This is a genomic window from Sinimarinibacterium flocculans, assembly GCF_003201205.1.
Taxonomy (GTDB): Bacteria; Pseudomonadota; Gammaproteobacteria; order Nevskiales; family Nevskiaceae; genus Solimonas; species Solimonas flocculans.
Map to the genome: position 1 here is coordinate 296694 of NZ_QICN01000003.1, position 25982 is coordinate 322675.

At 68.7% G+C, this 25982-nt stretch carries 21 protein-coding genes and 1 pseudogene; 6 read left to right on the plus strand and 16 right to left on the minus strand.

What is annotated here, in order from left to right; all coding sequences use genetic code 11:
• Positions 1 to 137: 137 nt before the first annotated feature.
• From C8D93_RS07800 to C8D93_RS07815, 5 genes are all read right to left on the minus strand, one after another.
• Positions 138 to 1025, minus strand: a complete 888-nt coding sequence (locus C8D93_RS07800) for a sigma-70 family RNA polymerase sigma factor (protein WP_245903851.1) — start codon at positions 1023 to 1025, stop codon at positions 138 to 140.
• Positions 1022 to 1576, minus strand: a complete 555-nt coding sequence (locus C8D93_RS21115; RefSeq protein ID WP_245903852.1) for a hypothetical protein — start codon at positions 1574 to 1576, stop codon at positions 1022 to 1024. The genes C8D93_RS07800 and C8D93_RS21115 overlap by 4 nt, the downstream gene beginning before the upstream one ends.
• A gap of 90 nt (positions 1577 to 1666) precedes the next feature.
• A complete protein-coding gene (locus C8D93_RS07805; protein WP_110264601.1) occupies positions 1667 to 2077 on the minus strand; it encodes a YchJ family protein in 411 nt (136 codons plus the stop codon).
• Positions 2074 to 2670, minus strand: coding sequence for a DUF938 domain-containing protein (locus C8D93_RS07810; protein ID WP_110264602.1), 597 nt, complete (start codon positions 2668 to 2670; stop codon positions 2074 to 2076). The genes C8D93_RS07805 and C8D93_RS07810 overlap by 4 nt, the downstream gene beginning before the upstream one ends.
• 2 nt (positions 2671 to 2672) lie before the next feature.
• On the minus strand, positions 2673 to 3065 hold the full coding sequence (locus tag C8D93_RS07815; RefSeq protein ID WP_110264603.1) for an MAPEG family protein: 393 nt from the start codon (positions 3063 to 3065) through the stop codon (positions 2673 to 2675).
• 111 nt (positions 3066 to 3176) lie between these two features.
• On the opposite strand from C8D93_RS07815, the gene C8D93_RS07820 reads away from it, so the two are divergent.
• Positions 3177 to 4349, plus strand: coding sequence for a PQQ-dependent sugar dehydrogenase (locus tag C8D93_RS07820; protein ID WP_110264604.1), 1173 nt, complete (start codon positions 3177 to 3179; stop codon positions 4347 to 4349).
• A gap of 45 nt (positions 4350 to 4394) precedes the next feature.
• Here C8D93_RS07820 and C8D93_RS07825 read toward each other — a convergent pair whose 3' ends face one another.
• Positions 4395 to 5300, minus strand: coding sequence for an alpha/beta fold hydrolase (locus C8D93_RS07825; protein WP_110264605.1), 906 nt, complete (start codon positions 5298 to 5300; stop codon positions 4395 to 4397).
• 1093 nt (positions 5301 to 6393) lie between these two features.
• On the opposite strand from C8D93_RS07825, the pseudogene C8D93_RS21435 reads away from it, so the two are divergent.
• Positions 6394 to 7824, plus strand: a pseudogene (locus tag C8D93_RS21435) (DEAD/DEAH box helicase); the annotation flags it as partial.
• Positions 7825 to 7850: 26 nt separating this feature from the next.
• Complete coding sequence (locus C8D93_RS07835; RefSeq protein WP_110264607.1) at positions 7851 to 8333, plus strand: YajQ family cyclic di-GMP-binding protein; 483 nt, start codon at positions 7851 to 7853, stop codon at positions 8331 to 8333.
• Here the strand turns inward: C8D93_RS07835 and C8D93_RS07840 are convergent.
• From C8D93_RS07840 to C8D93_RS07865, 6 genes are all read right to left on the minus strand, one after another.
• Positions 8330 to 9589 carry a hypothetical protein gene (locus C8D93_RS07840; protein ID WP_146216541.1) on the minus strand — a complete coding sequence of 420 codons (1260 nt, stop codon included), beginning with the start codon at positions 9587 to 9589 and terminating at the stop codon, positions 8330 to 8332. The two genes, C8D93_RS07835 and C8D93_RS07840, sit on opposite strands and share 4 nt — an antisense overlap.
• A 6-nt stretch (positions 9590 to 9595) precedes the next feature.
• Positions 9596 to 9877 (minus strand): type II toxin-antitoxin system RelE/ParE family toxin, encoded by a 282-nt coding sequence (locus C8D93_RS07845; protein ID WP_110264609.1) that lies wholly within the window; start codon positions 9875 to 9877, stop codon positions 9596 to 9598.
• Positions 9874 to 10110, minus strand: coding sequence for a hypothetical protein (locus C8D93_RS07850; protein WP_110264610.1), 237 nt, complete (start codon positions 10108 to 10110; stop codon positions 9874 to 9876). Before C8D93_RS07850 ends, C8D93_RS07845 begins: the two co-directional genes overlap by 4 nt.
• A gap of 56 nt (positions 10111 to 10166) precedes the next feature.
• Positions 10167 to 10880, minus strand: a complete 714-nt coding sequence (locus tag C8D93_RS07855) for a pseudouridine synthase (RefSeq protein WP_110264611.1) — start codon at positions 10878 to 10880, stop codon at positions 10167 to 10169.
• 10 nt (positions 10881 to 10890) lie between these two features.
• Positions 10891 to 11745: an SDR family NAD(P)-dependent oxidoreductase gene (locus C8D93_RS07860; RefSeq protein WP_110264612.1), complete on the minus strand. Its 855-nt coding sequence runs from the start codon at positions 11743 to 11745 to the stop codon at positions 10891 to 10893.
• Positions 11746 to 11843: 98 nt separating this feature from the next.
• Entirely contained in the window at positions 11844 to 12791 is a 948-nt protein-coding gene (locus tag C8D93_RS07865; protein ID WP_170123950.1) for an NAD(P)/FAD-dependent oxidoreductase, read from the minus strand.
• Between the two features lie 102 nt (positions 12792 to 12893).
• Between C8D93_RS07865 and C8D93_RS07870 the strand changes: the two genes are divergently transcribed.
• Entirely contained in the window at positions 12894 to 17246 is a 4353-nt protein-coding gene (locus tag C8D93_RS07870) for a DEAD/DEAH box helicase (RefSeq protein WP_110264614.1), read from the plus strand.
• Here the strand turns inward: C8D93_RS07870 and C8D93_RS07875 are convergent.
• The 3 genes from C8D93_RS07875 to thiC all read right to left on the minus strand — a co-directional run bounded on the left by C8D93_RS07875 (position 17209) and on the right by thiC (position 22915).
• Entirely contained in the window at positions 17209 to 18291 is a 1083-nt protein-coding gene (locus C8D93_RS07875; RefSeq protein ID WP_110264615.1) for a mechanosensitive ion channel family protein, read from the minus strand. The two genes, C8D93_RS07870 and C8D93_RS07875, sit on opposite strands and share 38 nt — an antisense overlap.
• A gap of 231 nt (positions 18292 to 18522) precedes the next feature.
• Positions 18523 to 20757 carry a hypothetical protein gene (locus C8D93_RS21345; RefSeq protein WP_211307256.1) on the minus strand — a complete coding sequence of 745 codons (2235 nt, stop codon included), beginning with the start codon at positions 20755 to 20757 and terminating at the stop codon, positions 18523 to 18525.
• A gap of 268 nt (positions 20758 to 21025) precedes the next feature.
• A complete protein-coding gene (gene thiC / locus C8D93_RS07885; RefSeq protein WP_110264616.1) occupies positions 21026 to 22915 on the minus strand; it encodes a phosphomethylpyrimidine synthase ThiC in 1890 nt (629 codons plus the stop codon).
• A gap of 217 nt (positions 22916 to 23132) precedes the next feature.
• Here thiC and C8D93_RS07890 point away from each other — a divergent pair, with 217 nt between their 5' ends.
• Both C8D93_RS07890 and C8D93_RS07895 read left to right on the plus strand, forming a co-directional pair.
• On the plus strand, positions 23133 to 23783 hold the full coding sequence (locus C8D93_RS07890; protein WP_170123951.1) for a DUF2799 domain-containing protein: 651 nt from the start codon (positions 23133 to 23135) through the stop codon (positions 23781 to 23783).
• An 84-nt stretch (positions 23784 to 23867) separates the two neighbouring features.
• The gene (locus C8D93_RS07895) at positions 23868 to 24761 is read left to right on the plus strand and encodes a bile acid:sodium symporter family protein (protein WP_110264618.1); all 894 of its coding nucleotides are present in this window, start codon (positions 23868 to 23870) and stop codon (positions 24759 to 24761) included.
• Here the strand turns inward: C8D93_RS07895 and C8D93_RS07900 are convergent.
• Positions 24750 to 25973: a ferritin-like domain-containing protein gene (locus C8D93_RS07900; RefSeq protein WP_211307257.1), complete on the minus strand. Its 1224-nt coding sequence runs from the start codon at positions 25971 to 25973 to the stop codon at positions 24750 to 24752. The genes C8D93_RS07895 and C8D93_RS07900 overlap by 12 nt on opposite strands.
• Positions 25974 to 25982: the final 9 nt, after the last annotated feature.

The following is a 25982-nucleotide window of genomic DNA, read 5'->3' on the forward strand; positions in this document are numbered from 1 at the left end:
GCGGCGAAGGCCCGCTGCCGGCATGCTCGGCCGGCGTGTCCGGATCGATCCGGCTCAGCGCTGAATCGGTAGTTGCACGAAGCGTGCCGGTTCCGGGGGCGACGCGTCCGGCGGCGACCGGCGCACTGTGGAGCGCTTCACAGGCCGCGCAGCTTTTCCGGATTGCGCACGACGTAGAAGGCGGTGATGTGCTGGCGCGCGTCGGTCTCGATCGCCACGGTCTGGATCACGACCCCGTCGGGGCCGCGGACGACGAGGCCCGGCAGGCCGTTGATGCGCATGCGCTCGAAACCGGTACCCGGCGGCGGCGGGTGCTTGCCGGCGAAGCCGAGCCAGGTCTTGGTCACGCGCTCCAGCCCCTCGACGACGATGCGCGCGGCGGCAATGCGTCCGCCGCCGTCGGAGACGAAGCGCACGTCGTCGGCCAGCAGGGCCTTGAAGCGCGTCGCATCGCCGGAGGCGATCGCCTGCTCGAAGGCATCGAGCAGGCGGCGCGCCTCGTCGGCACGCGGGCGGAAGCGCGGGCGCTCGCTGCGCAGTTGCTCGCGGGCCCGCGTCGCCAGCTGCCGGCAGGCCGCGGGGCTGCGCCCCAGCGCCTCGGCGATCTCGGCGAAGTCGCAGTCGAAGACGTCGTGCAGCAGGAAAGCGGCGCGCTCCAGCGGCGACAGGCGTTCCAGCGCGAGCATGAAGGCGACGCTGACGTCGGCGGCACGCTCGGCCGCGAGCGCCGGGTCGTCCCCGGCAGCGAGGGTCTCGACCATCGGCTCGGGCAGCCACGGGCCGACGTAGTGCTCACGTTGCGCCTGCGCCGACTTGAGACGGTCCAGGCACAGGCGCGTGACCGTCTGCGCCAGGAAGGCGCGCGGATTCTGCACGGCGGCGACGTCCGCACCGTTCCAGCGCAGCCAGGCGTCCTGCACGGCGTCCTCGGCCTCGGCCTGGGAGCCGAGCATGCGGTAGGCCAGGCCACGCAGCCAGGCCCGATGCGGCTCGAACCCCAGCGCGGTATCCACGGCAGTGCTCACGCCACCGAGCCTGCCGCCAACCGCGGCACGATGTCCTCTTCGCCGACGCGGATACGGCTGCAGGCCTTGCCGTGGCCGAAGGCGACCTTGAGCGTCGGATAGAGGCCGGCGACCGCGATCTGCAGCGCCACCGAAGCCAGTGCGCGCCGCCCCCAGCGGCCGACGATCTGCTCGCGCAGCAGGTCGGCCTCGAAGTCCCGCACGCATACCGCGCGCGCATAGCGCCAGACCAGGGCCGCATCGTCGCCCATCGCCGCGAGATCGCCCGTCAGCATCGCGCGCAGCTGGGCGGCCGGCAGACCGTCGCGGGCGCCGAGCGTGACGTTGAGCTGCAGGCAGGGGCCACAGTCCTGCGCCAGCGTCGCGGCGATCTTCGCCGCGTACCAGGCGTCCAGCGGCACGTCCTCGCGGAAGGACGACAGCGCCCGCACGCCGGCAAAGCGCCGGAACGCACCGAGACTGGCGTCGGCCAGCTCGTGCAGGTAGCTCGCGTCGTAGCCGGCGGCGCGTTCGAAGCGGCGGATCTGGTGGTGGACGAGTGTCGTGATCATCGTGGGTCTCCGGCAGGCGGGTATTGCCGATGAGACGACGCAGCGAGCCCGGTTGTGACATCGGCGCGCGGCATCGGCGCCAGCCATCCGTCAACCGGACTTGACCACACCATCGACGTAGAACCAGACACCGTGCTCGCGCACGAAGCGGCTGGTCTCGTGCAGTCGCACCGCACTGGCACCGCCGACCCGGTACCGCGCCACGAACTCGACGACGCCCTCGTCCTCGCCGCTCTGCCCGCTGCGGACGATCCTGAGCCCGAGCCATGCCGTGCGCGTCTCGCCCAGGTCCACTTCGTCCGGCGGCGGACGGGTGCTCGGATGCCAGGTCGCGAGCAGGTACAGCGACAGGCGCAGGGCGTAGGCGCTGTAGCGCGAGCGCATCAGCGCCTCCGGCGTCGGCGCCGCCGCGCCCTGGTGATAGGGCTCGCAGCAATCGCGGTACGGCCGGCCCGACTCGCAGGGGCAGACCGTACCCTGAGCCTGTTTCCTCCGGCTCATCGTCGCCAGACCAGACAGCGGTTGTTGGCCGGCATCGCGACATCCTCCACCAGCCTGAACCCGATGCCACGTGCCAGCGCGTCCACCGCCTCGAAATCGCGGATGCCCATGTGCGCGGCATCGCCGCGCAGCCGCGCATCGAAGGCGGCGTTGCTGTCGCTGGTGAAGCGCCCGCCGTAGTTGAACGGCCCGTAGATCGCGAGTTTCGCGTCCTCGCCGACGACCTGCGGCAGCCGCGTGAACAGGCGCTCGACCTCCGGCCAGCCCATGATGTGCAGCGTGTTGGCGCTGTAGACGGCGTCGAACGGACCTTCTGGCCAGTCCGCGTCGTTGACGTCGAGCACCCGCGGCTCGGGCGTATTCGGCAGACCCGCTTCGGCGAGCCAGGCGCGGATGCCCGGCAGGTACGACGGACGGTCCGCGGACTGCCAGACCAGGTGCGGCAGCGCCGCGGCGAAGTGCACGGCGTGTTGCCCGGTACCGCTGCCGATCTCCAGCACACAGCGGCGATCGGCGAAGTGGCGCCGCAGCACCGCGAGGATCGGCTCGCGGTTGCGTTCGCTGGACGGCGAGTGGGGCTTGGAGCCCAGCATGCTCAAACCAGCAGCGCGGCGATGCCGCGCCAGACACACAGCAGGGCCAGCACCAGCAGCAGGATGAAGGTGACCAAGGTGCCGTAGAAGCGGCCGAACTTCCATTTGGCGGTGTACGACAGCGCAATGCCGTGCAGCACGCGCGCGACCACCAGCGTCGCCCCGAGCAGGTGCAGCAGCCACGCCGGCGTCGCACCGCCGACCTCCAGCATCGCCATCATCAGCAGGATCAGCGGCACGTACTCGGCGAAGTTGCCGTGACCGCGGATGCGCCGCAGCAGCTCCGGGTCGCCGCCGTCGCCGAGACTCACGTTCGAGCGCTTCTGCACGACGCGCAGGCTCAGCGCGAGAAACAGGATTGCCAGCAGGCCGGCGTAAAGCGGTGTGATCGTCATCGTCAGCTCCCCCCATGGATTGGCGGCGCCAGCGTATGCGTGTCGAACCCGGCTGACAACGGCGGCGAACCCGCGTAGAACGGATCACCGGACCCTCCCAGGAGCGTCGTCATGGATGACTGCCGACATCGTTCCGTTACCGTCACGGCGCTCGCGTCCGTCGTGAACCTGCTCACCGCTTGCGGGGGCGGCGGCGGCTTCGATGACGCGAGCCCACCGCCGGTGCTGGCCGTCGACATCGTCGAGGCGTTTCCGGCGCTGAGCTTCGATCAGCCGCTGGCCTTCGCGACGGTGCCGGGCGACGATGGCCGGGCGGTCGTCGCCATGCGCAACGGCCTGATCCAGATCTTCGACAACGACGCCGGTGCAGACACGCGCGACGTGTTTCTCGACCTGCGCGAAAGGGTCGACGACTCCGGCGGCGAGATGGGGCTGCTCGGCTTCGCCTTCGATCCAGCCTACGCCGACAACGGCATCGTCTACGTCAACTACACACCGGAGCCGACGCCGCTTCAGCCGCAACGCCGCACGGTGATCTCGCGCTTCTCGCCGCTCGACGGCGAACTCCCGGGGATCGAGTCGGAACTGCTGAGCTACGACCAGCCGTTCGAGAACCACAACGGCGGCTGGCTCGGCTTCGGATCCGACGGCAGGCTCTATATCGCCTCCGGCGACGGCGGCGGCGCCGGCGATCCGCAGAACAACGCGCAGAACCTCGGCACGCTGCTCGGCAAGATCCTGCGCATCGACACCGACGACGGCGCTCCGGACGACAATCCCTTCGTCGACGCGCCCGGCGCCCGCAGCGAAATCTGGGCGTATGGGCTGCGCAACCCGTTCCGCGCGAGCTTCGACCGCGACACCGGCGAACTCTGGGTGGCCGATGTCGGCCAGGGCGCGCTCGAGGAGATCAACATCGTCGAGCGTGGCGGCAACTACGGCTGGCGCAAGTTCGAAGGCACGCAGGTCTACAACGAAGGTGATCCCGATCCAGGCAACGCGACGCCGCCGATCTACGAGTACGACCATGGCAACGGCCGCTGCAGTGTCACCGGCGGCCATGTCTACCGCGGCGAGGCGATTCCGGCCCTGACCGGCCGCTATGTCTTCGCCGATTTCTGCTCGCGCGAAGTCTGGGCGCTGCGCCGCGATGGCGCAGGCGTCCGCATCGACCTGCTCGGCACGCTTCCCGGCAATCCGAGTTCCTTCGGCGAGGATGGCGCCGGCGAGCTGTACATCACCGCTTTCGACGGCAAGGTGTACAGGCTGGCGCCGGGAAACTGAGCGCACTTCTGTAGGAGCGCACCCGGGTGCGCTCCTACAAAGCGTTCAGGCGCGCGCGGCGTTCGCGGCGATCAGTTCGGCCCAGCGCGGCATCAGGCTCGGCGGCATGTCGTGGCCCATGCCGGGAATCAGCTCCAGCCGGGCGCCGCGGATCAGGCTCGCGCTGCGCTGGCCGCAGGCCGGGCGCAGCAACGGATCGTTGAGCCCGTGAATCACCTGGGTCGGTGCGCCGATCTGCGGCAGCAGCGCCTCGAAGCTACCGGTGGCGAGAATCGCGTGCGTCTGGCGGATGACGCCGCGCGGGCGGAAAGCCCGGTCGTAGGCGCGACCGACGAGCTGGCGGCGATACTCGATGGGCGTGGGGAAGCCCGGGCTGCCGACACGGCGCAGCATGGCCGTCGATCGCCGGATCACCTGTTCGCGCGTCTTCGGGCGCGGCCCGATACCGGCCATGCGCCACAGCACGTCGAAGCGCGCCGGCGGAAGTTTCGGATGATTGGTGCTCGACATGATCGAGGTCAGGCTTTTCACACGACGCGGCTGCCGTGCCGCGGCGATCTGCGCGACCATCCCGCCCATCGACACGCCGACCAGGTGGGCCCGCGAAATGCCGAGCTCGTCGAGCAGACCCACGGCATCGTCGGCGAGATCGTGCAGGCTGTAGTTCGAAGCGGTCGGCAGACCCAGACGCGAGCGCAGCCAGTCGCGCGGCAGGTTGATCGCCCGCCCGCGGTCGGCCTCCGCCGACAGGCCGGCATCACGGTTGTCGAAGCGGATCACGCGAAACCCCTGCGCGACCAGGCGCTCGCACAGCGCGTCCGGCCAGTGGATGAGCTGTCCGCCCAGACCCATCGCCAGCAGCAGCGGCTCGCCTTGCGGCGGTCCGGCCTGTTCGAAGCTCAGTTGCAGCCCATTGACGCAGGCGCTGCCGGCGGACCAGCACAGTTTCATTTCAGTTTCGCGTCTTTTCGGTGAATTTTGAGTGACGCGCCGAAACTAGCAGGAAGCGGGCCTGTCATGTCACCTCGCAGAAGGCCGGAAGCGACGAAAGCCGCCGCCGGCGGGTTCAGCGGCGCCACAGCCGGTTTTGCTAGCCTGTACGGCTGTCCTGTCCGATCCGCTCCGCGAGATGCCCCACTCGTCCCCGCCCACGCTGCCGGCCGCCGCCACGCCCAAGGGCGAACCGGCGCAGCTGAGCCTGGATCTGGATGCCCGCCGGGCATCGCTACGGGCGATCCTCGAGCTGCGGACGGAGCGCTTCGCCGTGCGCTCGCGCCGGCTGCCGGTCTCCCGCGTCGGCGTCGCCCGGCTTTGCTTCGACTATGGCGGCCGGCGTTTCGCTGCCGACGGCCACGGCGCCGGCATCGACGATGACGCCGCGCCGGTCGAGCGGCAGCACGCCTTCGAGGGCGAGGTCCTCGACCAGCTGCGTGGCTTCAACCTGATGCCGGCCGACGCCGTCGTCGGCCTGTTCCTCGACGACGACGAGCTCGCCCGCTTCGGCACCGGCGACCACATCCTCGAACGCGGCGAGGGCCGTCCCGCATCGCCCGATCACCTTGCCAAGGTCCTGCCGCGGCTCGCCGCCGCGGGCTTCACGCTGGAGTTCGGCGAGGACTTTCCGGTCGAGCTGCTGCCGGCCCCCAGCGACTGGCGGATCGACGTCGTCGACCGTGGCGGCGCCTGGTTCGATCTGCACCTGGGCATCGAGGTCGGCGACGAACGCATCGACCTGGTGCCGGTGCTGCGCGCGGCGCTGGCCGACCCGGGGTTTCCTGCGGAGCCGGCGCCGAACGAGGCACCGGACGCGGTGTGGCTGGCCGCCGTCGACGAACGCCGGCGCGTGCCGCTGCCGCTGGCGCGCCTGCGCGCGCTGATCGAACCGCTCACCGAATGGTTGTCGCAGCAGACCGATACGCGGAATGCGGACGACGGCGCGCTGCGCATGCGCCTGCCGCAGGCGGCGATCCTCGACGAGCTGCCGCTGCGCCTGGCCGGCAGCAACCCGCTGCGCGAGCGCCTGGCCGGACTGAACGCGGCGCGCGAGCCGGCGGCCGTCGCCGAAGGCTTCCGCGCCACGCTGCGCCCGTATCAGCAACAGGGCCTGGCGTGGCTGGATTTCCTGGCGTCCGCCGGACTCGGCGGCATCCTCGCCGACGACATGGGCCTGGGCAAGACCGTGCAGGTGCTGGCCCACATCTGGACCGAGCGCGCACGCGGCCGTCTGAAGAAGCCGGTGCTGATCGTCGTGCCGACCAGCCTCGTCGCCAACTGGCGCGCCGAGGCGCGCCGCTTCGCGCCGGAGCTGCAGCTGCTGGTGCTGCACGGCCCGGATCGCCGCGAGCTGTACGCGCAGATCGCGCACGCGCACCTCGTCATCACCACCTACCCGCTGCTGGCACGCGACCATGCCCTGCTCAAGCGCCGCGAGTTCGGGCTGCTGGTCCTCGACGAGGCACAGACGATCAAGAACGCGCGCACGCAGGCCGCACGCGTCGTCCGAGAGATCCGCGCCCAGCGCCGGCTCGCCGTCACCGGCACGCCGCTGGAGAATCATCTCGGCGAACTGTGGGCGCAGATGGACGCCGTCGAGCCCGGCCTGCTCGGCAGCGAGCGCACGTTCGCGACGCTGTACCGCACCCCGATCGAGAAGCACGGCAACGCGCACCGCCAGGAACGGCTCAACCGCCGCGTCGCGCCGCTGATCCTGCGCCGCCGCAAGGAAGACGTGGCGCCGGAACTGCCGCCGCGCACCGAGATCCTGCGCGCGGTCGACCTCGACGAGCGCCAGCGCGACCTCTACGAATCGCTGCGCGCGCTGCAGGAGACCCGCGTGCGCGACGCCGTCGCCGCACGCGGACTGGAGCAGTCGGGCATCGTCGTGCTCGACGCGCTGCTCAAGCTGCGCCAGGTCTGCTGCGACCCGCGCCTGGTCAAGCTCGATGGCGCGGCCACGGTCAACGAATCCGCCAAGCTCGACCACCTGCTCGAACTGCTCGACGAGCTGATCGCCGAGGACCGGCGCGTGCTGGTGTTCTCGCAGTTCACCGAGATGCTGGCCCTGATCGGCACCGCCCTGCGCGAGCGCGGCCTGCGTTTCCTCGAACTGACCGGCGCAACCCGCGATCGCGGCGCGCTCGTCGAGCGCTTCCAGCGCGGCGAGGTGCCGGTGTTCCTGATCAGCCTCAAGGCCGGCGGCGTCGGCCTGAACCTGACGGCCGCCGACACCGTGATCCACTACGACCCGTGGTGGAACCCGGCCGCCGAGAACCAGGCGAGCGACCGTGCCCACCGCATCGGCCAGGAAAAACCGGTGTTCATCTACAAGCTGATCTGCAGCGCCACCGTGGAAGAGAAGATCCAGGAGCTGCAGCAGCGCAAGGCCGCACTGGCGCAGGCCCTGCTGGAAGGCGGGACCACGCAGGCGGCCAGTTTCGGCGCCGACGATCTCGATGCCCTGCTCGCCGCCATCTGATCCGAACCCGCACGCGAGAACCGACCATGCCCTCCTTCGACATCGTTTCCGAAGTCGACAAGCACGAACTCACCAATGCCGTCGACCAGGCCCGCCGCGAACTCGGCAACCGCTTCGACTTCCGCGGCGCCGATGCCGCGATCGATCTCGACGAATTCGTCATCACGCTGAGCGCGCCGAACGACTTCCAGCTCAAGCAGATGCAGGACATCCTGCATCCGCGCCTCGCCGCACGTCACATCGACCTGCGCTGCCTCGATGCCGCCGAGCCGGAGGTGAACCTGTCGCGCGCCAAACAGAAGATCACGGTCAAGCAGGGCATCGAACAGGCCATCGCCAAGAAGATCATCGCCAAGGTCAAGGAATCCAAGATCAAGGTCGAGGCGCAGATCCACGGCAACAAGCTCAAGGTCACCGGCAAGAAACGCGACGACCTGCAGGCCACCATCGCCCTGCTGCGCAAGACCGAGTTCGAACTGCCGCTGCAGTTCGAGAATTTCAGGGACTAGCGGTCCGGGGCGGTGGCTTGCTTCGCTGCGTCGAGCAATGGAGCGCAAGCCAGCCAGATCTCCGCAACAAGCGTCGCAACCTCCGTTGACCTGACCACGTCGCACGTCGAATAAGGCAGAGTCACTCCAACCTGCATCTGAAGGTTGGACCGGCGGCCACGCATGACTTCCCAAGCCGCTCGCAACCACTCCGGCTGCCGCTTCACCCCGCCGCCACGGCCGACCGCCGTTCTCAGGTCAAAGACGAGCCTCGCATCGTGTATTGGCTCGGAGCGCTGCGACTTGTAGTGCCTCTGGACAATGAAAACGCTCGGTTGTGCTGTCGGCGCAGTTGTGGCGAGCACCGTGTCCAGGTTCGCCGCGATCCGCGCCATCAGACTTTCGAATTTCTCGTACGAATCCGTCACGATGGCGCTGCGCACCGCGGGCTTTGTTCCATTGGGGACGGTCACATACGCCAGCAGTGCGTCCGAGTGTATGGCAAGCGTGAGGTGCGGATACTGCGTGAACATCTGCGAAGTCCCGTCGCGCAGTATGGAAATGAAGTCCCAGACAGCTGTCCCGCGGCTTCCGGTGATAGCTAGACGTCCGGCGCTCTCAGCGTCTGCACTCAGTCGACTCACCAAGCGCCGATCTTCTAAAACCTTTGCGCGCAACAGGCCCAATATCCGCTTCGCCTGGGCGTAGTTGTATGGAGCTTCGCTGTCATCAAACGGAATGCCGGCAAACACGGTTAGTGTCCCTTCAGTCAATTTGAACTTTGCCTCCGCAATCTCGAAGTACTCCGCGCACCATCGCGCCCAAGGCGACACCGTCGCTTGGCGCTGTAACCAAGCGTAAAGCTCGGACCAGTGTCGGACTTGCGCCTCATCCGGAAGTCGCACCGCACCAGTTCGCACGCAAAGGACGAGCAACGAGCTCCCTTCCAAGCCGTATCGCCGTGCCGTATTGATGTGCCGACGAAGTTGATCCGAGCTCAGTTCCGCAGTGATCTTGCTCTCGATCAGCAACGCCCATCCCGTCTCGTCTCTGATACACCCATCCGGAAGGCCACGACGCTCCGCCTCTTCTGGACTGTCCACGGTCATACCGGGAAAGCCTTGTTCAACGACCTCGAAACGGTGTCCGCCTGGCCTCAAACCTGCAAAGTCGCGGATGAAGCTTCGAAGCAGCGTGCCGTCCTTGTCCAAGGACGACATCAATGCATGAGTCAGACGATTCTCTTCTTGCTCATATTGATCGAATAGTGAGCGCATCGCGGTCTATCCCAGCGCCGGCCGCTCTTCCTTGCCGTGCCAGATTCTGTTGACGGTGAGGATCTGGTCGTCGATGAAGTAGCGAACAACATAGTCGCCGGCGATCCACTGGCGCATTCCACTGGCCTGGTCGATCTCCCGGCCAATCTGCGGCTGATCGAGCAAAGTTCGGATCGAGCGGCGCAGCACGTCGATCTTGCGTCTGGCTGCAAGCGGATTGTCGTCGGCGATAAAGGCTCGCAGCCGTTGCAGGTCGCGCGTTGCGCGATTGGTGAAGCGCAGCTTCACCGATGGAGCCGCGGCGCTTCGAGTTCATGGTCGGTGCCCCAGCTGTCGATCCAGCGAAGCACTTCATCGCCATCGACCACACGGCCGGCGACGATATCGGCGCGGCCCTCCTCGGCTTCGGCTCGCACCGCAGCCTGATAGGCGACGTCGCGCCACGTCGCGTTCTCAGGCAGCTGCTCTGCGAGCTCGTGAACCTTTTGCTTCAGCGTGTTGGTGACGGGTGCGTTCGGCATGGCGATTCCTCCCGGGCGGCATCAGTTTAGCGGCTTGTCGACGTCGCGCAGAACCGCTACCACTGCGTACGCTGCGGCAGCAGGCCGTGGCGCTCGGCTGCGGTGAGGTCGCGCCACTTGCCGACCTTGAGGCCGCCGAGCGTCAGGTTGATGATGCGCACGCGCTGCAGGCGGCGCACGTCGTAGCCGAACACGGCGCACATGCGGCGGATCTGGCGGTTGAGGCCCTGCGTGAGCACGATGCGGAACACGCGGTCCGGGCGCTGCGGCGCGCGCTCGATGCGGCAGGGCTTCGTCGTGACGTTCAGCTCGGGCAGGCGCACGCCGCGCGCCATGCCGGCAAGGAAGGCGCCGGTGATGTCGCGGTCGACGGTCACCAGATATTCCTTCTCGTGGTGGTTCTCGACGCGCAGGATCTCGTTGACGATGTCGCCGTTGCTGGTCAGCAGAATCAGGCCCTCGGACTCCTTGTCGAGACGCCCGATCGGGAAGATGCGTTCGCGGTGGCCGACGAAGTCGATGATGTTGCCGGGCACGTGACGCTCGGTCGTGCAGGTGATGCCCACCGGCTTGTTGAGCGCGATGTAGACGTGCTGCTGCGCGCGCGCGCCGACGATGCGGCCGTCGACCTTCACCTCGTCGCCGTCGTTGACCTGCGTGCCCAGGGTCGCGACCGCACCGTTGACCCGGACGCGCCCGGCCTCGATCCAGGCGTCGGCTTCACGGCGCGAGCACGCGCCGGTCCCGCTGATGTACTTGTTGAGCCGCATCGGGCGCTGCTCAGGCGCGACGCTTGAGCCCCAACTGCGCGCCGATGACGCGGTCGACGACGCGCGCCGGCAGCAGGCGCGGAATCGTCCAGTTCTGCAGCTTGCCGGGCACGACGGCGTAGCGGGTCTTCGGCCGCTTGGCGGTCAGTGCCTCGTGGATCACGCCGGCGATCTTCTCCGGCGGAAACCCCTTCTTGCCTTCGGTGATGAAGAAGTCACGGAACTTGCGCAGCGCGGGCGCCGTCGGCAAGGCCTCGTAGGGGCGGACGTCCACTTCCTCGGCCTTGTCCCAGATCGGCGTGGCCACGTGCCCGGGCGCGACCATGATCACGTCGACACCGTAGAACTGCAGCTCGCGGCGCAGGCTGTCCGACAAGCCTTCGAGGCCGAACTTGGAGGCGACGTAGGGCCCGAGAAACGGTGCGCCGAGCTTGCCGCCGACCGAGCTGAGATTGACGATGCGGCCCGGCTCGCCCAGCAGCGCCGGATCGGTGCCGAGCAGCGGCAGGAAGGCCTGCGCGACCAGCATCGGTCCGACCAGGTTCACCTCGAGCTGCCAGCGGAATTCCGAGATCGGCAGGTGCGTCAGCGGCCCGGCCACCGCGACGCCCGCGTTGTTGACCAGACCGGCGAGGCGATGGCCGGCCAGACGCTCGCGGACCTGCGCGGCGGCATCGCGCACGGCACCGTCGTCGGTCACGTCGAACACCAGCGGCACGAAGGCGTCGCCGAGCTGCGACGACAGCGGCGCGGCGTCCGCCAGCTTGCGCACGGAGCCGAAGACCTGGAAGCCGCGCGCCGCCAGCAACGAGGCCGTTGCCCGGCCGATGCCGGTGGAGACGCCGGTGACCACGACAGCGCGCATGCGAGACTCCGATGAAAATGGCGCGCCAGCCTAGCAGGATCACCGCGCGGGCTGGCCACCCGGCCAGGCGCACGATCGAAGGCAGCGCACCAGGCCCCTCATCGATCGTCGCCGTCCTCGAGGATCCGTTGCGCCGCCGCGCGGCCGCTGAGCAGCGCCGCCTCGACGCGACCGCCGAGACACCCGTCGCCGGCGTAGTAGCGTCCGTCGCCGCTGGAGAGAACCGGCTGCTGCGCCGCCCCGGTCACCCGTGCATGCCGCCAGCGGTGCGCGACGGCGTGAACGGCTGCGGCGTCGATCCCGAGCCGTGTCGCCGCCCGCTGCCGGAGCGCGACGGCGACGTCGGGACCGTCTTCATCGAGATGTGCGGTGCTCCAGTCGGCGTCTGCATGGACGAGATAACGCGGCGCGCCATCGCGTCCCGGTTTGCCATCTTCGCGCGCGATCCAGTCCAGGCCGTCGGCCGCGGCGCCGAACACGGTCTCCGGCGGTAGCCGACCGGCAGCCGGCACCCACATCATCGTCCAGCACGGCGCATAGCGGATGGCCGCGAGCGCCGGGGCGATCCCGCTGTCGGCGAACCAGGGCCGCGCCTGGGGTGCCGGAACGGTGACCAGCACGCGCGAGAACGGCCCGGCGACACCGCCTCCGGCGAAGCGCAGCGACCACGAAAAGGGCGTGCCGTCGATGGCCTGCACCGCCTGCCCGCCATGCAGTTCGAACGGTCGCGCCCAGGCCGCGGCAAGCGCGCGCATCGACGGCGTCCCGACCCACGCCGGAACCTCCGCCGCCTGTTGCGGCCACCCGGCCAGGCAGCCCGCACGGCACCAGCGCGCAGCCTCGTCGCGCAAACCGGCGTCGCGCAGCCGCAGGAACTGCGCTGCATGATCGAAACCGCCCCAGGGGCTGTCGCGGGTCGCCAGCCGCCCGCCCGGGAACCGGCCCTTGTCGAACAGCACGACGTCGCCGCCTGCGGCCTGCAGGCTGGCCGCGGCCGCGAGTCCGGCTGCGCCGGCTCCGACGATGGCGATACGGGATACCGACATGGCCGCCAGTCTGAAGGTTTTTTGCACGATGGAATCCGGCACTTGCGCCCGCGGGCACGGGTGACGCTGCCCGATCGCACGGTGCAGCGCTATGCTGGCGTGATGCAGCAGTCCCTTTCCCTGGTGGACACGGGTCCGGCGGCCGACGGGCCGCTGGCCGGCCTGTTCCATCCCGCCGTGGCGGACTGGTTCACGTCCTGCTTCGGCCAGCCGACCGAGGTGCAGCGGCAGGCCTGGCAGGTCACCGCGCAGCGGCGCGACACGCTCATCACGGCGCCGACCGGCTCGGGCAAGACCCTCGCAGCCTTCCTCGGCGCGATCAACGATCTGGTCGTCGAAGGCCTGAGCCGCGGTCTCGACGACGCGGTGCACGTGCTCTACGTGTCGCCGCTCAAGGCGCTGTCGAACGACATCCAGAAGAACCTGCAGGCACCGCTGTCCGGCATCCGCGAACGGCTGCAGACGATGGGCCTGGGCGACGTGCCGATCCGCGACGCGGTGCGCACCGGCGACACCAGCACGCTGGAGCGCGAACGCATGCGCCGCGCGCCGCCGCACATCCTCGTGACGACGCCGGAGTCGCTGTTCATCCTGCTGACGTCCGAAGCCGGGCGCACGATGCTCGGGTCGGTGCGCAGCGTCATCGTCGACGAACTGCACGCCGTGGCCGGCAGCAAGCGCGGCGCGCACCTGGCACTGACACTCGAACGGCTCGACGCGATCTGCGAACACCCGCCGCTGCGCATCGGCCTGTCGGCGACGCAGAAGCCGATCGAGACCATGGCGCACTTTCTCGTCGGCCGTGCCGATCGCGACTGCGCCATAGTCGACACCGGTCACGTCCGCCGGCGCGACCTGGCGCTAGAGCTGCCGAAGTCGCCGCTGACGCCGGTGATGGCCAACGAGGTCTGGACCGAGATCTACGACCGCCTCGCGCAGTTCACCGAAGAACACCGCACGACGCTGATCTTCGTCAACCAGCGACGCATGGCCGAACGCGTGGCCCGGCATCTGGCCGAGCGCATCGGCGAGGAGCATGTGACCGCGCACCACGGCAGCCTCGCCAAGGAACACCGGCTGCGCGCCGAGCAGCGCCTGAAGTCCGGCCAGCTCAAGGCGCTGGTCGCGACCGCATCGCTCGAACTGGGTATCGACATCGGCGAGGTCGACCTGGTCTGCCAGCTCGGCTCGCCGCGCTCGATCAACGCCTGGCTGCAGCGCGTCGGTCGCTCGGGCCATGCGGTCAAGGCCCTGCCCAAGGGGCGGTTGTTCCCGCTGTCGCTCGACGATCTCGCCGAATGCGCCGCGCTGCTCGACTGCGTGCAGCGCGCGGAGCTGGACCGCGTACGCCTGCCGCTGGCGCCGCTCGATGTCCTCGCGCAGCAGATCACCGCCGAGGTCGCGTGCCGCGAGTGGGGGCTGGAGGAGCTGCACGCCGCCTGCACGCGTGCACTGCCCTACCGCGCGCTGTCGCTCGAACGCTTCGAGGCCATCGTGCAGATGCTCGCCGACGGCTTCGCCAGCCGCCGCGGCCGCCGCGGCGCGCTGCTGCACTACGACGTAGTCAACCGCCGCCTGCGCGGCCGCCGCGGCGCCAAGCTCACCGCAGTGACCAACGCCGGAACGATCCCCGACCAGTTCGATTACGAGGTCGTGCTCGCGCCCGAGGACCAGCGCGTCGGCACGCTCAACGAGGATTTCGCCTTCGAGAGCCTGCCCGGCGACATCGTCCAGCTCGGCAATACCTCGTACCGGATTCTGAAAGTCGAAACCGGCCGCGTGCGCGTCGAGGATGCCAAGGGCCAGCCGCCGAACATGCCGTTCTGGTTCGGCGAGGCGCCGGGGCGCAGCGACGAGCTGTCGGCCGCGGTGTCGCGGCTGCGCGAAAGCGCCGGACAGCAGCTGATCGACGCGGGCGTCGACGGCTGCGAGCGCTGGCTGCGCGACCGCCTCCATCTCGATGGCGCCGCCGCACAGCAGCTCGCGCACTACTACGCCGCTGCGCAGACGTCGCTCGGCCTGTTGCCGACGCAGCAGCGGATCGTCTTCGAGCGCTTCTTCGACGAGGTCGGCGACACGCACCTGGTGATCCACGCGCCGCTCGGTTCGCGCATCAACCGCGCCTGGGGGCTGGCGCTGCGCAAGAGCTTCTGCCGCCAGTTCAACTTCGAGCTGCAGGCGGCGGCCCTCGACGATTCGCTGGTGCTGTCACTCGGGCCGACACACAGCTTTCCGCTGGAGGACGTGCGCGGATTCCTGCATTCGAACAGCGCGGGCGACAAGCTGGTGCAGGCCGTGCTGCAGGCGCCGATGTTCCCGACACGCTGGCGCTGGGCCGCCTCGGTGGCACTGGCGGTGGCGCGCAACCGCAACGGCAAGCGCGTGCCGCCGCAGTTCCAGCGCAGCGACGCCGAGGACCTGCTGACCCACGCGTTCCCGGATGCCGTCGCCTGCCAGGACAACCTGCCGGGCGATCGCGAAGTGCCGGACCATCCGCTGGTACAGGTCGCGCTCGGCGATTGCCTGCACGAGGTGATGGACGCCGACGGCTTTCTCGCCCTGCTCCGGGGCATCGAATCCGGCGCCGTCGAGATCGTCTGCCGCGACCTGACCGCGCCGTCGCCGTTGTCCGCGTCGATTCTCAACGCGCGCCCCTATGCCTTCCTCGACGACGGCGCTGCCGAGGAGCGGCGCACGCTCGCGGTGCGCTCGCCCACGCTCGACCCGCAGGATGCCGCGGACCTCGGACGCATCGACCCGCAGGCGGTCGAACGCGTCCGCGAGGAGATGCACCCGGACCCGGCGAATGCCGACGAGCTGCACGATGCACTGGTCGTGCATGGCTTCATGACTGCCGAGGAGCTGCGGCCGTGGACGGCGATGCTCGACGAGCTGCTCGCAGCCCGCCGCGTCGCGCGGCTGGATGCCACCACGGACGGCGACGGCTTGTGGGTGGCGGCCGAGCGACTGCGGGAACTGCGCGCCGTGCTGCCGCACGCGACGGTGCACGGCAGCGCGCCGGCACTCGGACCGGACGTGGATGGCGACACCGCACTGCGCGAGCTGCTGCGCAGCCGGCTCGAACTGCACGGGCCGGTCACGGCGGCGGCGCTGGCGGCACCGCTGGCGATCGCTGCGTCGGATGTGGAGATCGCCCTGCTCGCCCTCGAAGCGCAGGGCTACGCCATGCGCGGCGAGTTCGGCGGCGCCGGCCCGACCCAGTGGTGCGAGCGGCGACGCCTCGCGCGCATCCACCGTTACACGCGCGAGCGCAAACGCGCCGGTTTCGAGCCGGTATCGCCCGCCGCCTGCATGCGCTTCCTGCTCGAGTGGCAGGGCATCGCCGGCGGCGCGACGCGCGACGGCCCGGTCGCGCTGGAGGCGGTGCTGGCACAGCTCGAAGGCGTGGCCGTTGCCGCCGCGGCCTGGGAAAGCGAAGTCCTGCCGGCGCGACTGCCGCACTACGACTGCGCCTGGCTCGACCAGCTCGCGGCGTCCGGGCGCATCGTCTGGCAGCGCCTGCCCGGCAGCGGTGATGCCCGGCGGTCCGGGCCGGTACGCGCGACGCCGATCCTGCTGCTGCCGCGCGACCGCGCCGCCGCCTGGCAGACGCCGCCGGACGACGAGGTCGAACTGTCCGGCGCGGCCCGCGCGGTGCTGGACGTGCTGCGCGCGCACGGCGCATCGTTCTTTGTCGAACTGGTTGAGGACACCGGCCTGCTGCGCAGCCACGTCGAGGCGGCCCTGGGCGAACTGGTGAGCCAGGGCCTGGCAACTTCCGACGGCTTCGCCGGACTGCGCGCGCTGGTCGCGCCGGCCGAGCGGAAGTCGCGCGCGCTGCGCCGCGGCGGCGCACGCGCGTCGTTCCAGAACCTGGAGAGTGCCGGTCGCTGGTCGCTGGTCGGCGCCCGGCGTCGCAGCGAGCCGGCGCCCGAACGGGATGTCGAGGCCACCGCGCGCCTGCTGCTGCGCCGCTACGGCGTCGTGTTCCGCGCACTGATCGAGCGCGAGTCGCGGCTGCCGCCATGGCGCGAGCTGCACTACGTGCTGCGGCGACTGGAGGCGCGCGACGAGATCCGCGGCGGACGCTTCGTCACCGGATTCTCCGGCGAGCAGTTCGCCTTGCCGGACGCCGCTGCTGCGCTACGGCGACACCGCGAGGCCTACGCGGACGACCATGTGGTGCTCGCCGGTTGCGATCCGCTGAACCTCACCGGCGTGCTGCTCGGGGGCGAGCGCGTACCGGCGATGCCGGGCAACCGCATCCTGCTGCGCGACGGTGTTCCGTTGGCGGCCTTCGTTGGCGGCGCGCTGCGCTGCTGGGCACCGGTGGACGCGGCGACGCAGAACGCCTGGCAGCGCCGCCTGTACGGCGCGACCGGTGCTGCGGCGCCGACGGCGCCGCAGCCACTGCAGCTCAGGACGCCGAAGGCGCCTGCGCGACCTCGACTTTGACCGGCGCCTCGACGAACAGCGAGCGCGTCGGATACGCGAAGCCGATGTCTTCCTTCGCGAACGCGCGCATCAGCGCGATGTTGATCGCCTGCTGCGTGTCCATGTACTTGGTGTAGTCGGGGTCCTTCATCCAGTAGACGACCTCGTAGTCGAGCGACGAGTCGCCGAACCGGGCGAAGTGCGCGCGATCGAACCGTGCGAGCGCCTGGGCGCGTACGACGTCCTCGACGATGCGCGGAATCTTCTCCGCCTGGTCGGCCGTGGTCTGGTAGAGGACGCCGAAGGCGAACACCACGCGACGCTCGTACATGCGCTTGTAGTTGCGCACGCGCGCCTTGAGCAGGTCGGTGTTCGAGAAGACGATCTGCTCGCCACCGAGGCTGCGGATGCGCGTGGTCTTCAGGCCGACGTGCTCGACCGTCCCCATGTAGTCGTCGACGATGATGAAATCGCCGATCACGAAGGGCTTGTCGATCACGATCGACAGGCTGGCGAAGAGGTCGCCGAGGATGTTCTGCACCGCCAGCGCGACGGCGATGCCGCCGACACCCAGGCCCGCCACCAGCGCGGTGACATCGACGCCCAGATTGTCGAGCGCCAGCAGCAGCACCACCGCCCACAACAGCACCCGGCCGATGAAGCTCAGCGCAGCCAGGCTGGTCGCCGCGCCGGCGTCGGTCTGCAGGGTGCGCTGGCGGTAGCGCTCGAGCCAGAAGTCGAGCCCGGCCATGCCCCAGGAGCCGAGTTGCAGAAATGCCGAGATCGTCGCCACGCCGATCAGCACCGTTTCGATGCGATCCGGCAATTCCAGATAGCGCGTGCCGATGAACAGCGTGACGCCGAAGACCAGCCATTGCCTGGTCCGTCGCGCCACCGCGATGAACGCGTCGTCGAAGGCGTTGCTGGTGGTGCTGGCGACCTTGGCGAGCCGCGCGATGATCGCCCACTTGACCAGGCCGACGACGAGATTGATCGCCAGCGCGAGCCCGAGTGCGGTCAGCCAGTGCTGCAGCGGGTTGCCGAGCAGCTCGACGTTCCAGTCCATGACAGTCCTTGAGAAAGCGGCTGGATGTTTTACCGTCCGAAGACGCTCAGCACAATCGCCTGCCCGTAGAAACGGCGCCGTTTGTCGTCGTCATAAAAGAAAACCCCCGGTGCGCTTGCGCCACCGGGGGCCTTCCGTCCCCTGCGCGCTCAGGCGCGCTCACCCCCCCCTGACGGCGGCATCCCTCTTTTCAGCCACCGCCCGGAATCACCAGCAAACGCCTTGCCATCCTCACGCCGCTTTCCGGCGAATCCGCCGACCGCAAGCCTGCCTGTTCGGTCGCCGCACCATGCCGACGAGCGCCGCGGCCATCAGGAGTAGCAGCTGACCGCCACCTGTCGCGCCGCCCCCGCCCGCTGCCGGGGTCGACGTGGCCGCAGGCGTTGCAGCGGGCGTGGGCGTGGCGCCGGGCGTGGGGCTCGGCGTCGGAGCCGCACTGGGCGTGGGCGTCGCCGACGGCGTCGGTGTGGCGCCAGGCGTCGGGCTCGCCGTTGGTGTCGGCGTCGGAGTCGGAGTCGGCGAAGGCGTCGGGCTCGGTGTCGGCGTACCCGCGTCGCAGACGTCACCGGTCCCGTCGCCATCCTGGTCGGACTGATCGGGATTGGCCGCCGTGGGGCAGTTGTCGAGACCGTCGACCACACCATCGTCGTCGCCATCGGCAGGGACGCCGCCCGGGTCATTCGACGGCTGCACACCGAGCACCGACTGGCAGAAGATGAAGGGGTCGGTTTCAGGGACCGTGCCCGTGGGGTCGCCGCCGAGTGCATCCGGCAGGAACGGGGCCAGGTTGTCCCAGTAGAGCTTGCGCTCCTGGATGATCAGTGTCTGGAACTCGCAGTATCCGTCGGCCTTGTCGTTGAGTACGGTGCCGAGGTTGAGGTGCCCCAGTGCCTTGGCCACGACCTCCTTCTCCTCGTTTCCGGTCACGTCACCCCAGCCGATCTGCAGCCACGGCGCCAACGGGTTGATCGGCAGTCCGCCGAGATCGAAGACGCCCTCGATCGGATCGTATTCGTCAATCCCCGGAATCCACGCCGCCTGCTCGAGTGCACGGCGCAGGAACCAGTTGCTGACCTCGAAGCCCTTGCCGGCCGCCATCAGCGGCTTGCCGTTGACCTCTGCGATACCGCCGGCGTGGCCGAGCAGCGTGCGTGCGCGCAGCAGCACCTTGGAGGCGACGCCCGCGGCACGCGGCGTCGAGAAGCTCGTGCCGGCGACGAACTCGTCGACCTCGGATTCGCAGTCCATGCAGTACGGCAACGACTGGGTGAAGTCGGACACGAAGTCGGGAAACACGCCCGAAATCAGCGTGTCGCCCTCGGATGAGCCCTCCTCGATACCGCCGACCCCGATACTCCACCACGGACCGGCGCCCGCGCGCAGCGGCGTCAGGCCGGGGCCGTTGCCGCCGGAGCTGAAGTGCAGCTTGCCCATCTCGACGACGGCCTTGTAGGTATCGTGGAAGGCGCGGGTTTCCGGCAGCGGAAAGCCCGTGCCCGGAATCGACACGCCGTAGCTGGTCGTGACGATGTCGACCTCGGGATGCAGGAACGCGAAGTCGTGCGACTCGTCGCTGCCCAGTGCCCCTTCGGTCTCGACGAACAGCAGGATCGCATCGGGGTTCGCATTGAGCACCGACGACGCCGTGCCCAGACCGTGCGCGCTCTTGTCCGTCGTCGGGATCAAGGGCGGCAGACCGGCGCCGACGAAAGACGTCGCGATGATGTTGGTCCCGCGGAAGTGATAGAGCTGCCCCGGAACGACGCTGTCCCAGAACGCCTGGTCGGCCGCCACGTCATTGGCGAAGTTGCCGGTACGCGTCAGCGTCACCACGTTCTGCGGGGGTACGCCGAACAACTCCAGCACTTCCTGCGTGACCGCTGACGGTACGGCGTCGCCGTAAAGCGGTCCATCGCGATAGAAGAGGTCATGATAGGGATTGATCGCCGAGTCGATGTCGGCCACCACGACCCGCGGCTGATCGGGAGCGGAAGGGACCCCGACGTAGTCGCCGCCGCCACTCCCACCACCACCGGAATCAGCAGCCCCGAGTTCGGCCGTCACCACGCCGCGCACTTCGGTCGGAGGATTCAGCCAGCCTGCAGCCCGCGCCGCATAGTTGCCTGCACCGGCCTCGACGACGAGTACTTCCTCGAAAGCTCCCTGCGACTGGTCGCTGGCCGACGATCGCTCGCTCCCGTCCGGCAAGGTGACATACAGATCGATGTCGCTACCGGCGTCGTCCCATTCGATGCGGACGCGCAGCTCTTGAGCCACGCAGCCCGCCGGGATCTCGAACGGCTCGGCCTCGGTGGGGACGATTTCCACGCCACCCACGGCCGGCCCGACGGCGACCGTCCATTCGTGCAGCGTTCGGCTGCCATCGGGCAGCGGGCACTGCGCGGTCGCGGCTGACGGGGCGCCCACGAGGCCGATCGTCAGTACGGCGAGGCCGGCGCTCGTCAAGATGGGGCTCGACCGCAGCCGCCCCCGGTTCGAATCGGACATCGTAGTAACCCCTTCGAAAAAGACCGATGACCCGCGCGCAATCCCGGTACCGGCTCCCCCTGTGGAGCCCGGACCTTCGCCACTCGTCGGGTAACAATGACCGTTCGACTCTAGGCGTGCCGACAGTCCACGGCAATGAGGAATTCAACCTAACTGTGGGGCCGGGCCTGACGCGGCCAGTGGCGCGACAGGCACAATCGGCTCGCCATCGTCGGCAGAGGCTGCGTCAGACCTGGCGATAGACCTCCGCGCCCTGCCGCCGGAATTCCTCCGACTTCTCGCTCATGCCCTGTTCGAGTGCAGACTGCTCGTCGGCGCCGACCTTCGCCGCGTAGTCGCGCACGTCCTGCGTGATCTTCATCGAGCAGAAGTGCGGCCCACACATCGAGCAGAAGTGCGCGAGCTTGGCGCCCTCCTGCGGCAGGGTCTCGTCGTGGAAGGCGCGCGCCTTCTCCGGATCGAGGCCGAGGTTGAACTGGTCTTCCCAGCGGAACTCGAAGCGCGCCTTGGACAGCGCGTTGTCGCGCACCTGCGCGCCGGGATGGCCCTTGGCCAGGTCGGCCGCGTGCGCGGCGATCTTGTAGGTGACGATGCCTTCGCGCACGTCGTCCTTGTCCGGCAGGCCCAGATGCTCCTTGGGCGTGACATAGCACAGCATCGCGCAGCCGTACCAGCCGATGTTCGCCGCACCGATGCCGGAGGTGATGTGGTCGTAGCCCGGCGCGATGTCGGTGGTCAGCGGCCCCAAGGTATAGAACGGCGCCTCGAAGCAGTGCTTGAGCTGCTCGTCCATGTTCTCCTTGACCAGATGCAGTGGCACGTGGCCCGGGCCCTCGATCATGGTCTGCACGTCGTGCTTCCAGGCGACCTGGGTCAGCTCGCCGAGCGTGTGCAGCTCGCCGAACTGGGCGTCGTCGTTGGCATCGGCGATGCACCCCGGCCGCAGGCCGTCTCCGAGACTGAAGGAGACGTCGTAGGCCTTCATGATCTCGCAGATGTCCTCGAAGTGCGTGTAGAGGAAGTTCTCCTTGTGATGCGCGAGGCACCACTTGGCCATGATCGAGCCGCCGCGCGAGACGATGCCGGTGACCCGATCCGCCGTCCACGGGATGTAGCGCAGCAGCACGCCGGCGTGAATCGTGAAGTAGTCGACGCCCTGCTCGGCCTGTTCGATCAGCGTGTCGCGGAAGATTTCCCAGGTCAGTTCCTCGGCCTTGCCGTTGACCTTCTCCAGCGCCTGGTAGATCGGCACGGTGCCGATCGGCACCGGGCTGTTGCGCAGAATCCACTCGCGCGTCTCGTGGATGTTCTTGCCGGTCGACAGGTCCATCACCGTGTCGCCGCCCCAGCGGATCGACCAGACCATCTTCTCGACTTCCTCGGCGATCGAGCTGGTCACCGCCGAGTTGCCGATGTTGGCATTGACCTTCACCCGGAAGCCGCGGCCGATGATCATCGGTTCGAGTTCCGGGTGATTGATGTTGGCCGGGATGATCGCGCGGCCGCGCGCGACCTCGTCGCGCACGAACTCCGGCGTGATCTCGTCCGGCAGCGTCGCGCCGAAACGCTGGCCGCGGTGCATGCGCTTGAGATAGCTGGCCTTGGCATAAACCTCGCGCAGCTCGGCCAGCCGCGCGTTCTCGCGCACCGCGATGAACGCCATCTCCGGCGTGACGATGCCACGACGCGCATAGTGCATCTGCGTCACATTGCCGCCGGCCGCGGCGCGGCGCGGCGGGCGGATGTGAGCGAACCGCAGTTTCGCGGTCGCATCGTCGGCCGCGCGGATACGCCCGTAGATCGAGCTGGGACCACGCAGTTGCTCGGTGTCGCCACGGGCCTCGATCCAGCCTTCGCGCAGCGCCGGCAGGCCGGCGGCGAGGTCGATACGGGCATCCGGGTCGGTGTACGGCCCCGAGGTGTCGTAGACCGTGACCGGCGGATTCGGCTCGAGGCCATCGGCGATGCGCGTCGCCGACAGGCTGATCTCGCGCATCGGCACGCGCACGTCGAGCGGCCCGTCGACGTGGATCTTGCGACTGGCGGGAAACGGCCGGCGCACCTCTTCGGAGAGTTCTTCGGCCTTCTGGAAGATCGTATCGGCAACGGCGCTCATCGCTGGCTCTCGGCTGCACGATGAACGAAGGCGTCGGCGGGAAGACGGATTCTCTTCTCCGCAAGCCTTCCCTCACCGTGATGGACGGTCAGGTTCCAAGGGTTTGATCTCAGCCCGAAGGACCTTCATGTCCACGGGCACCCCCGGCTTGTCCGCGCTAGTCTACTGCGGTCGTCAGCCGGCGACATCCACGCACACGCAACGCGCCCAGCCTGCCATGGCACACCGCTTCCAGCCTGTCGCCGCCACCCTGTCGCTGGCACTGCTCGTCACCGCGTGCGCGACGCTCGACGAGGGCGAGTGTCGCAGCGGCGACTGGCGCCGACTCGGCTACGTCGACGGGCTCAAGGGCTATGCGAAGTCGCGACTGGCCGATCACGACAAGGCCTGCGCACGCTATGGCGTGCTGCCCGACCCCAACGCCTGGCAGCTCGGCTACATCGAGGGCCAGATGCGCTACTGCACGGCGCGCAGCGGTTACGAGCAGGGACGCGACGGCAACGGCTACGCCGACGTCTGCCCGCCGGACACGGACGCGGCCTTCCGGCCGGCCTGGGAAGACGGCCGGCGCGTCGCGGCACTGCTCGACACGCTGGAGCAGACCGGCGACCGGCTGCGAGAGATCGCCGAGACGCTGGCCGAGGACGATCGTCGCAGCGCCGTCTACGTCGATGCCGCCCGCGAGGGTCGCGAGCCGCCGGAACGGCCGGTCCTGCTGTCGCGCGGCGAGCGCCGTGCGCTCGATCGGGAATATGATCGTCTCGCGGTCGACTACGAACGGGTGCAGGCCGAGCTGGCCGAGCTCGATGCGACGCTCAGCGTGCGCCACGGCGCACCGCCGCTGCAGCCGGTGCTGCGCAACTTCTGAACGCGATCGCGGTCTGCTGCAGGCCCGCGCGGGGGCGCGGCTCCGATCGCGACAAGGTCCATCGATACAAGGGGAGATGCATTCGTGACTGCCGATCCGATCACCACGGTATTCCTGCCGGTTGCCCTCGGCTTCATCATGTTCGGGCTCGGCCTGTCGCTACGCATCGCGGATTTCACGCGCGTGCTGGTGATGCCGCGCGCGGTGATCGTGGGGCTGGCGTGTCAGGTCCTGCTCCTGCCGGCGGTCTGCGTGCTGATCGCCCACGCGTTCGCGCTGGAACCCGCGCTCGCCGTCGGGCTGATGCTGCTCGCCGCCTCGCCCGGCGGCGCCACCGCGAATCTCTACAGCCATCTCGCCAACGGCGACGTGGCACTCAACATCACCCTCACGGCGATCAACTCGGTGCTGGCGATCATCACGCTGCCGATCATCGTCAACCTGTCGATGTTGCACTTCTTCGGCGAGGGCAAGGCCATTCCCCTGCAGTTCGCGAAGGTCGTGCAGGTCTTCGTCATCGTCCTCGGGCCGGTCGCGCTCGGCATGCTGCTCAATGCGAAGGCACCGGCGCTGACGCAGACGCTGGTCAAGCCGGTGAAATGGCTGTCGATCCTGTTTCTGGTCGCAATCGTCGCGCTGGCGGTCAACAAGGACAGCGGCAACATCACCAAATTCGCGCAGATCGTCGGCGCCGCCTGCCTTGCGTTCAATCTGGTCAGCCTCGCCGTCGGCTATGTCGTGCCCAGACTGCTCGGCCTCGGCGAGCGTCAGGCGATCGCGATCGGCATGGAGATCGGCATCCACAACGGTACCCTGGCGATCGCGGTGGCCCTGTCTCCGCTGATGCTCAATAACCCGACGATGGCGATTCCGCCGGCGGTCTACAGCATCATCATGTTCTTCACCGCCGCCGCCTTCGGCTGGTGGGCCAACCGGCGCCTGCGCGGCAGTGCCGGCGCTCCGGCTTCAGGAAGCTGACGCGGCGCCTTCGGGCTTGTACGCGGCGATGTCGCGCAGCAGGTCGTCGGCCGACAGCTGCGTCGCGTTCTTGCCGCCGAGGAAGGAAGTCAGACCGGATTTGTCGTAGTGCACCTTGATGCGGTCGCTCATCAGGCCGATGTATTCCAGGTTGGGGATCAGGCGCAGGAACATCAGGTGACGGAACGCCGCCATTGACGGCGCCTTCAGGACCACGTCGTCCCAGTCCTTCAGCGACAGCCGCCCCTCGAACCACTCGTAGTAGATCTCGTGCGACAGGAAGCGGTTGCGCATCAGCAGCGCGACCTCGTAGGCCCAGTCCTCGCGTTCGCGGATCTCCGCCGGGCTCAATTCCTTGGTGATGTGGTCGCGCAGGGCGAGCACGCCGTAGTGCACGTGGCGCGCCTCGTCCTGGATCACGTACTTGAGTAGCTGCTTGAGCAGCGGTTCCTTGGTGAAGTTGTACATCGTGCCGAAGGCACCGAGCGCCAGTCCCTCGACCATGATCTGCATGCCGAGAAACTTCACGTCCCAGCGGCCGTCGGTCAGCAGGTCGTCGAGAATCACGAACAGGTTGTCGTTGACCGCGTAGGTCTTCTGCAGCTTGGTGTCGAGGTAGCGCAGGAACACTTCGAGATGGCGGCCCTCGTCCATGACCTGGGTGGCGCCGTAGAACTTGCCGTCGAGCCAGGTCACCGACTCGGTGACCTGTGCCGCGGCATACAACGCACCCTGCTCGCCATGCATGAATTGCGACAGCGTCCAGCTCGCCAGGTCGTTCGCGAAGCGCAGCTTCTCCTTCGCGTTGAGATGGATGCCCTTCTCCGCGAGCCCGGCGAACGGCGGATAATCGAGCGGCATCACCGCCGTTTCCGGATTCTCCGGATCGACGTTCGTGGACCAGTCGAGATCGCGCTCGCCGTTCCACTGCCCGGCGACCGCGCGCCGGTACAGGTCGTACATCTCCGGGAATTCGTTCTGGTAGGTCAGGTCGAAGTGCGCCGCGTGCCGTGCCTGCATCGGCACGGCATCGCCGCTGTGGGCACGCCCGAGCACCAGTCCGCGCACGACCGATGGCGCCATGCTGGCGGCGACGCGGGCATTGCCGACGCTGCCCATCACGCGCAGGTTGTCGAGCACGCCGTAGATCCGGTTCTGCGCCTTGCGCGGCAGGCCGTCGAGCATGCGGTCCATCGTCGTCGTCGCGTTCATTGTGATCTC

Bases quoted from the DNA above. Each gene is read 5' to 3' on its own strand.
- C8D93_RS07855 (WP_110264611.1), bottom strand. From the start codon at position 10,880: ATGCGGCTCAACAAGTACATCAGCGGGACCGGCGCGTGCTCGCGCCGT.
- C8D93_RS07840 (WP_146216541.1), bottom strand. From the start codon at position 9,589: ATGCGCTCACTATTCGATCAATATGAGCAAGAAGAGAATCGTCTGACT.
- C8D93_RS07820 (WP_110264604.1), top strand. From the start codon at position 3,177: ATGGATGACTGCCGACATCGTTCCGTTACCGTCACGGCGCTCGCGTCC.
- thiC (WP_110264616.1), bottom strand. From the start codon at position 22,915: ATGAGCGCCGTTGCCGATACGATCTTCCAGAAGGCCGAAGAACTCTCC.
- C8D93_RS07850 (WP_110264610.1), bottom strand. From the start codon at position 10,110: ATGCCGAACGCACCCGTCACCAACACGCTGAAGCAAAAGGTTCACGAG.
- C8D93_RS07875 (WP_110264615.1), bottom strand. From the start codon at position 18,291: ATGGACTGGAACGTCGAGCTGCTCGGCAACCCGCTGCAGCACTGGCTG.
- C8D93_RS07835 (WP_110264607.1), top strand. From the start codon at position 7,851: ATGCCCTCCTTCGACATCGTTTCCGAAGTCGACAAGCACGAACTCACC.
- C8D93_RS07805 (WP_110264601.1), bottom strand. From the start codon at position 2,077: ATGAGCCGGAGGAAACAGGCTCAGGGTACGGTCTGCCCCTGCGAGTCG.
- C8D93_RS07870 (WP_110264614.1), top strand. From the start codon at position 12,894: ATGCAGCAGTCCCTTTCCCTGGTGGACACGGGTCCGGCGGCCGACGGG.
- C8D93_RS07815 (WP_110264603.1), bottom strand. From the start codon at position 3,065: ATGACGATCACACCGCTTTACGCCGGCCTGCTGGCAATCCTGTTTCTC.
- C8D93_RS07810 (WP_110264602.1), bottom strand. From the start codon at position 2,670: ATGCTGGGCTCCAAGCCCCACTCGCCGTCCAGCGAACGCAACCGCGAG.
- C8D93_RS07890 (WP_170123951.1), top strand. From the start codon at position 23,133: ATGGCACACCGCTTCCAGCCTGTCGCCGCCACCCTGTCGCTGGCACTG.
- C8D93_RS21115 (WP_245903852.1), bottom strand. From the start codon at position 1,576: ATGATCACGACACTCGTCCACCACCAGATCCGCCGCTTCGAACGCGCC.
- C8D93_RS07900 (WP_211307257.1), bottom strand. From the start codon at position 25,973: ATGAACGCGACGACGACGATGGACCGCATGCTCGACGGCCTGCCGCGC.
- C8D93_RS07865 (WP_170123950.1), bottom strand. From the start codon at position 12,791: ATGTCGGTATCCCGTATCGCCATCGTCGGAGCCGGCGCAGCCGGACTC.
- C8D93_RS07860 (WP_110264612.1), bottom strand. From the start codon at position 11,745: ATGCGCGCTGTCGTGGTCACCGGCGTCTCCACCGGCATCGGCCGGGCA.
- C8D93_RS07825 (WP_110264605.1), bottom strand. From the start codon at position 5,300: ATGAAACTGTGCTGGTCCGCCGGCAGCGCCTGCGTCAATGGGCTGCAA.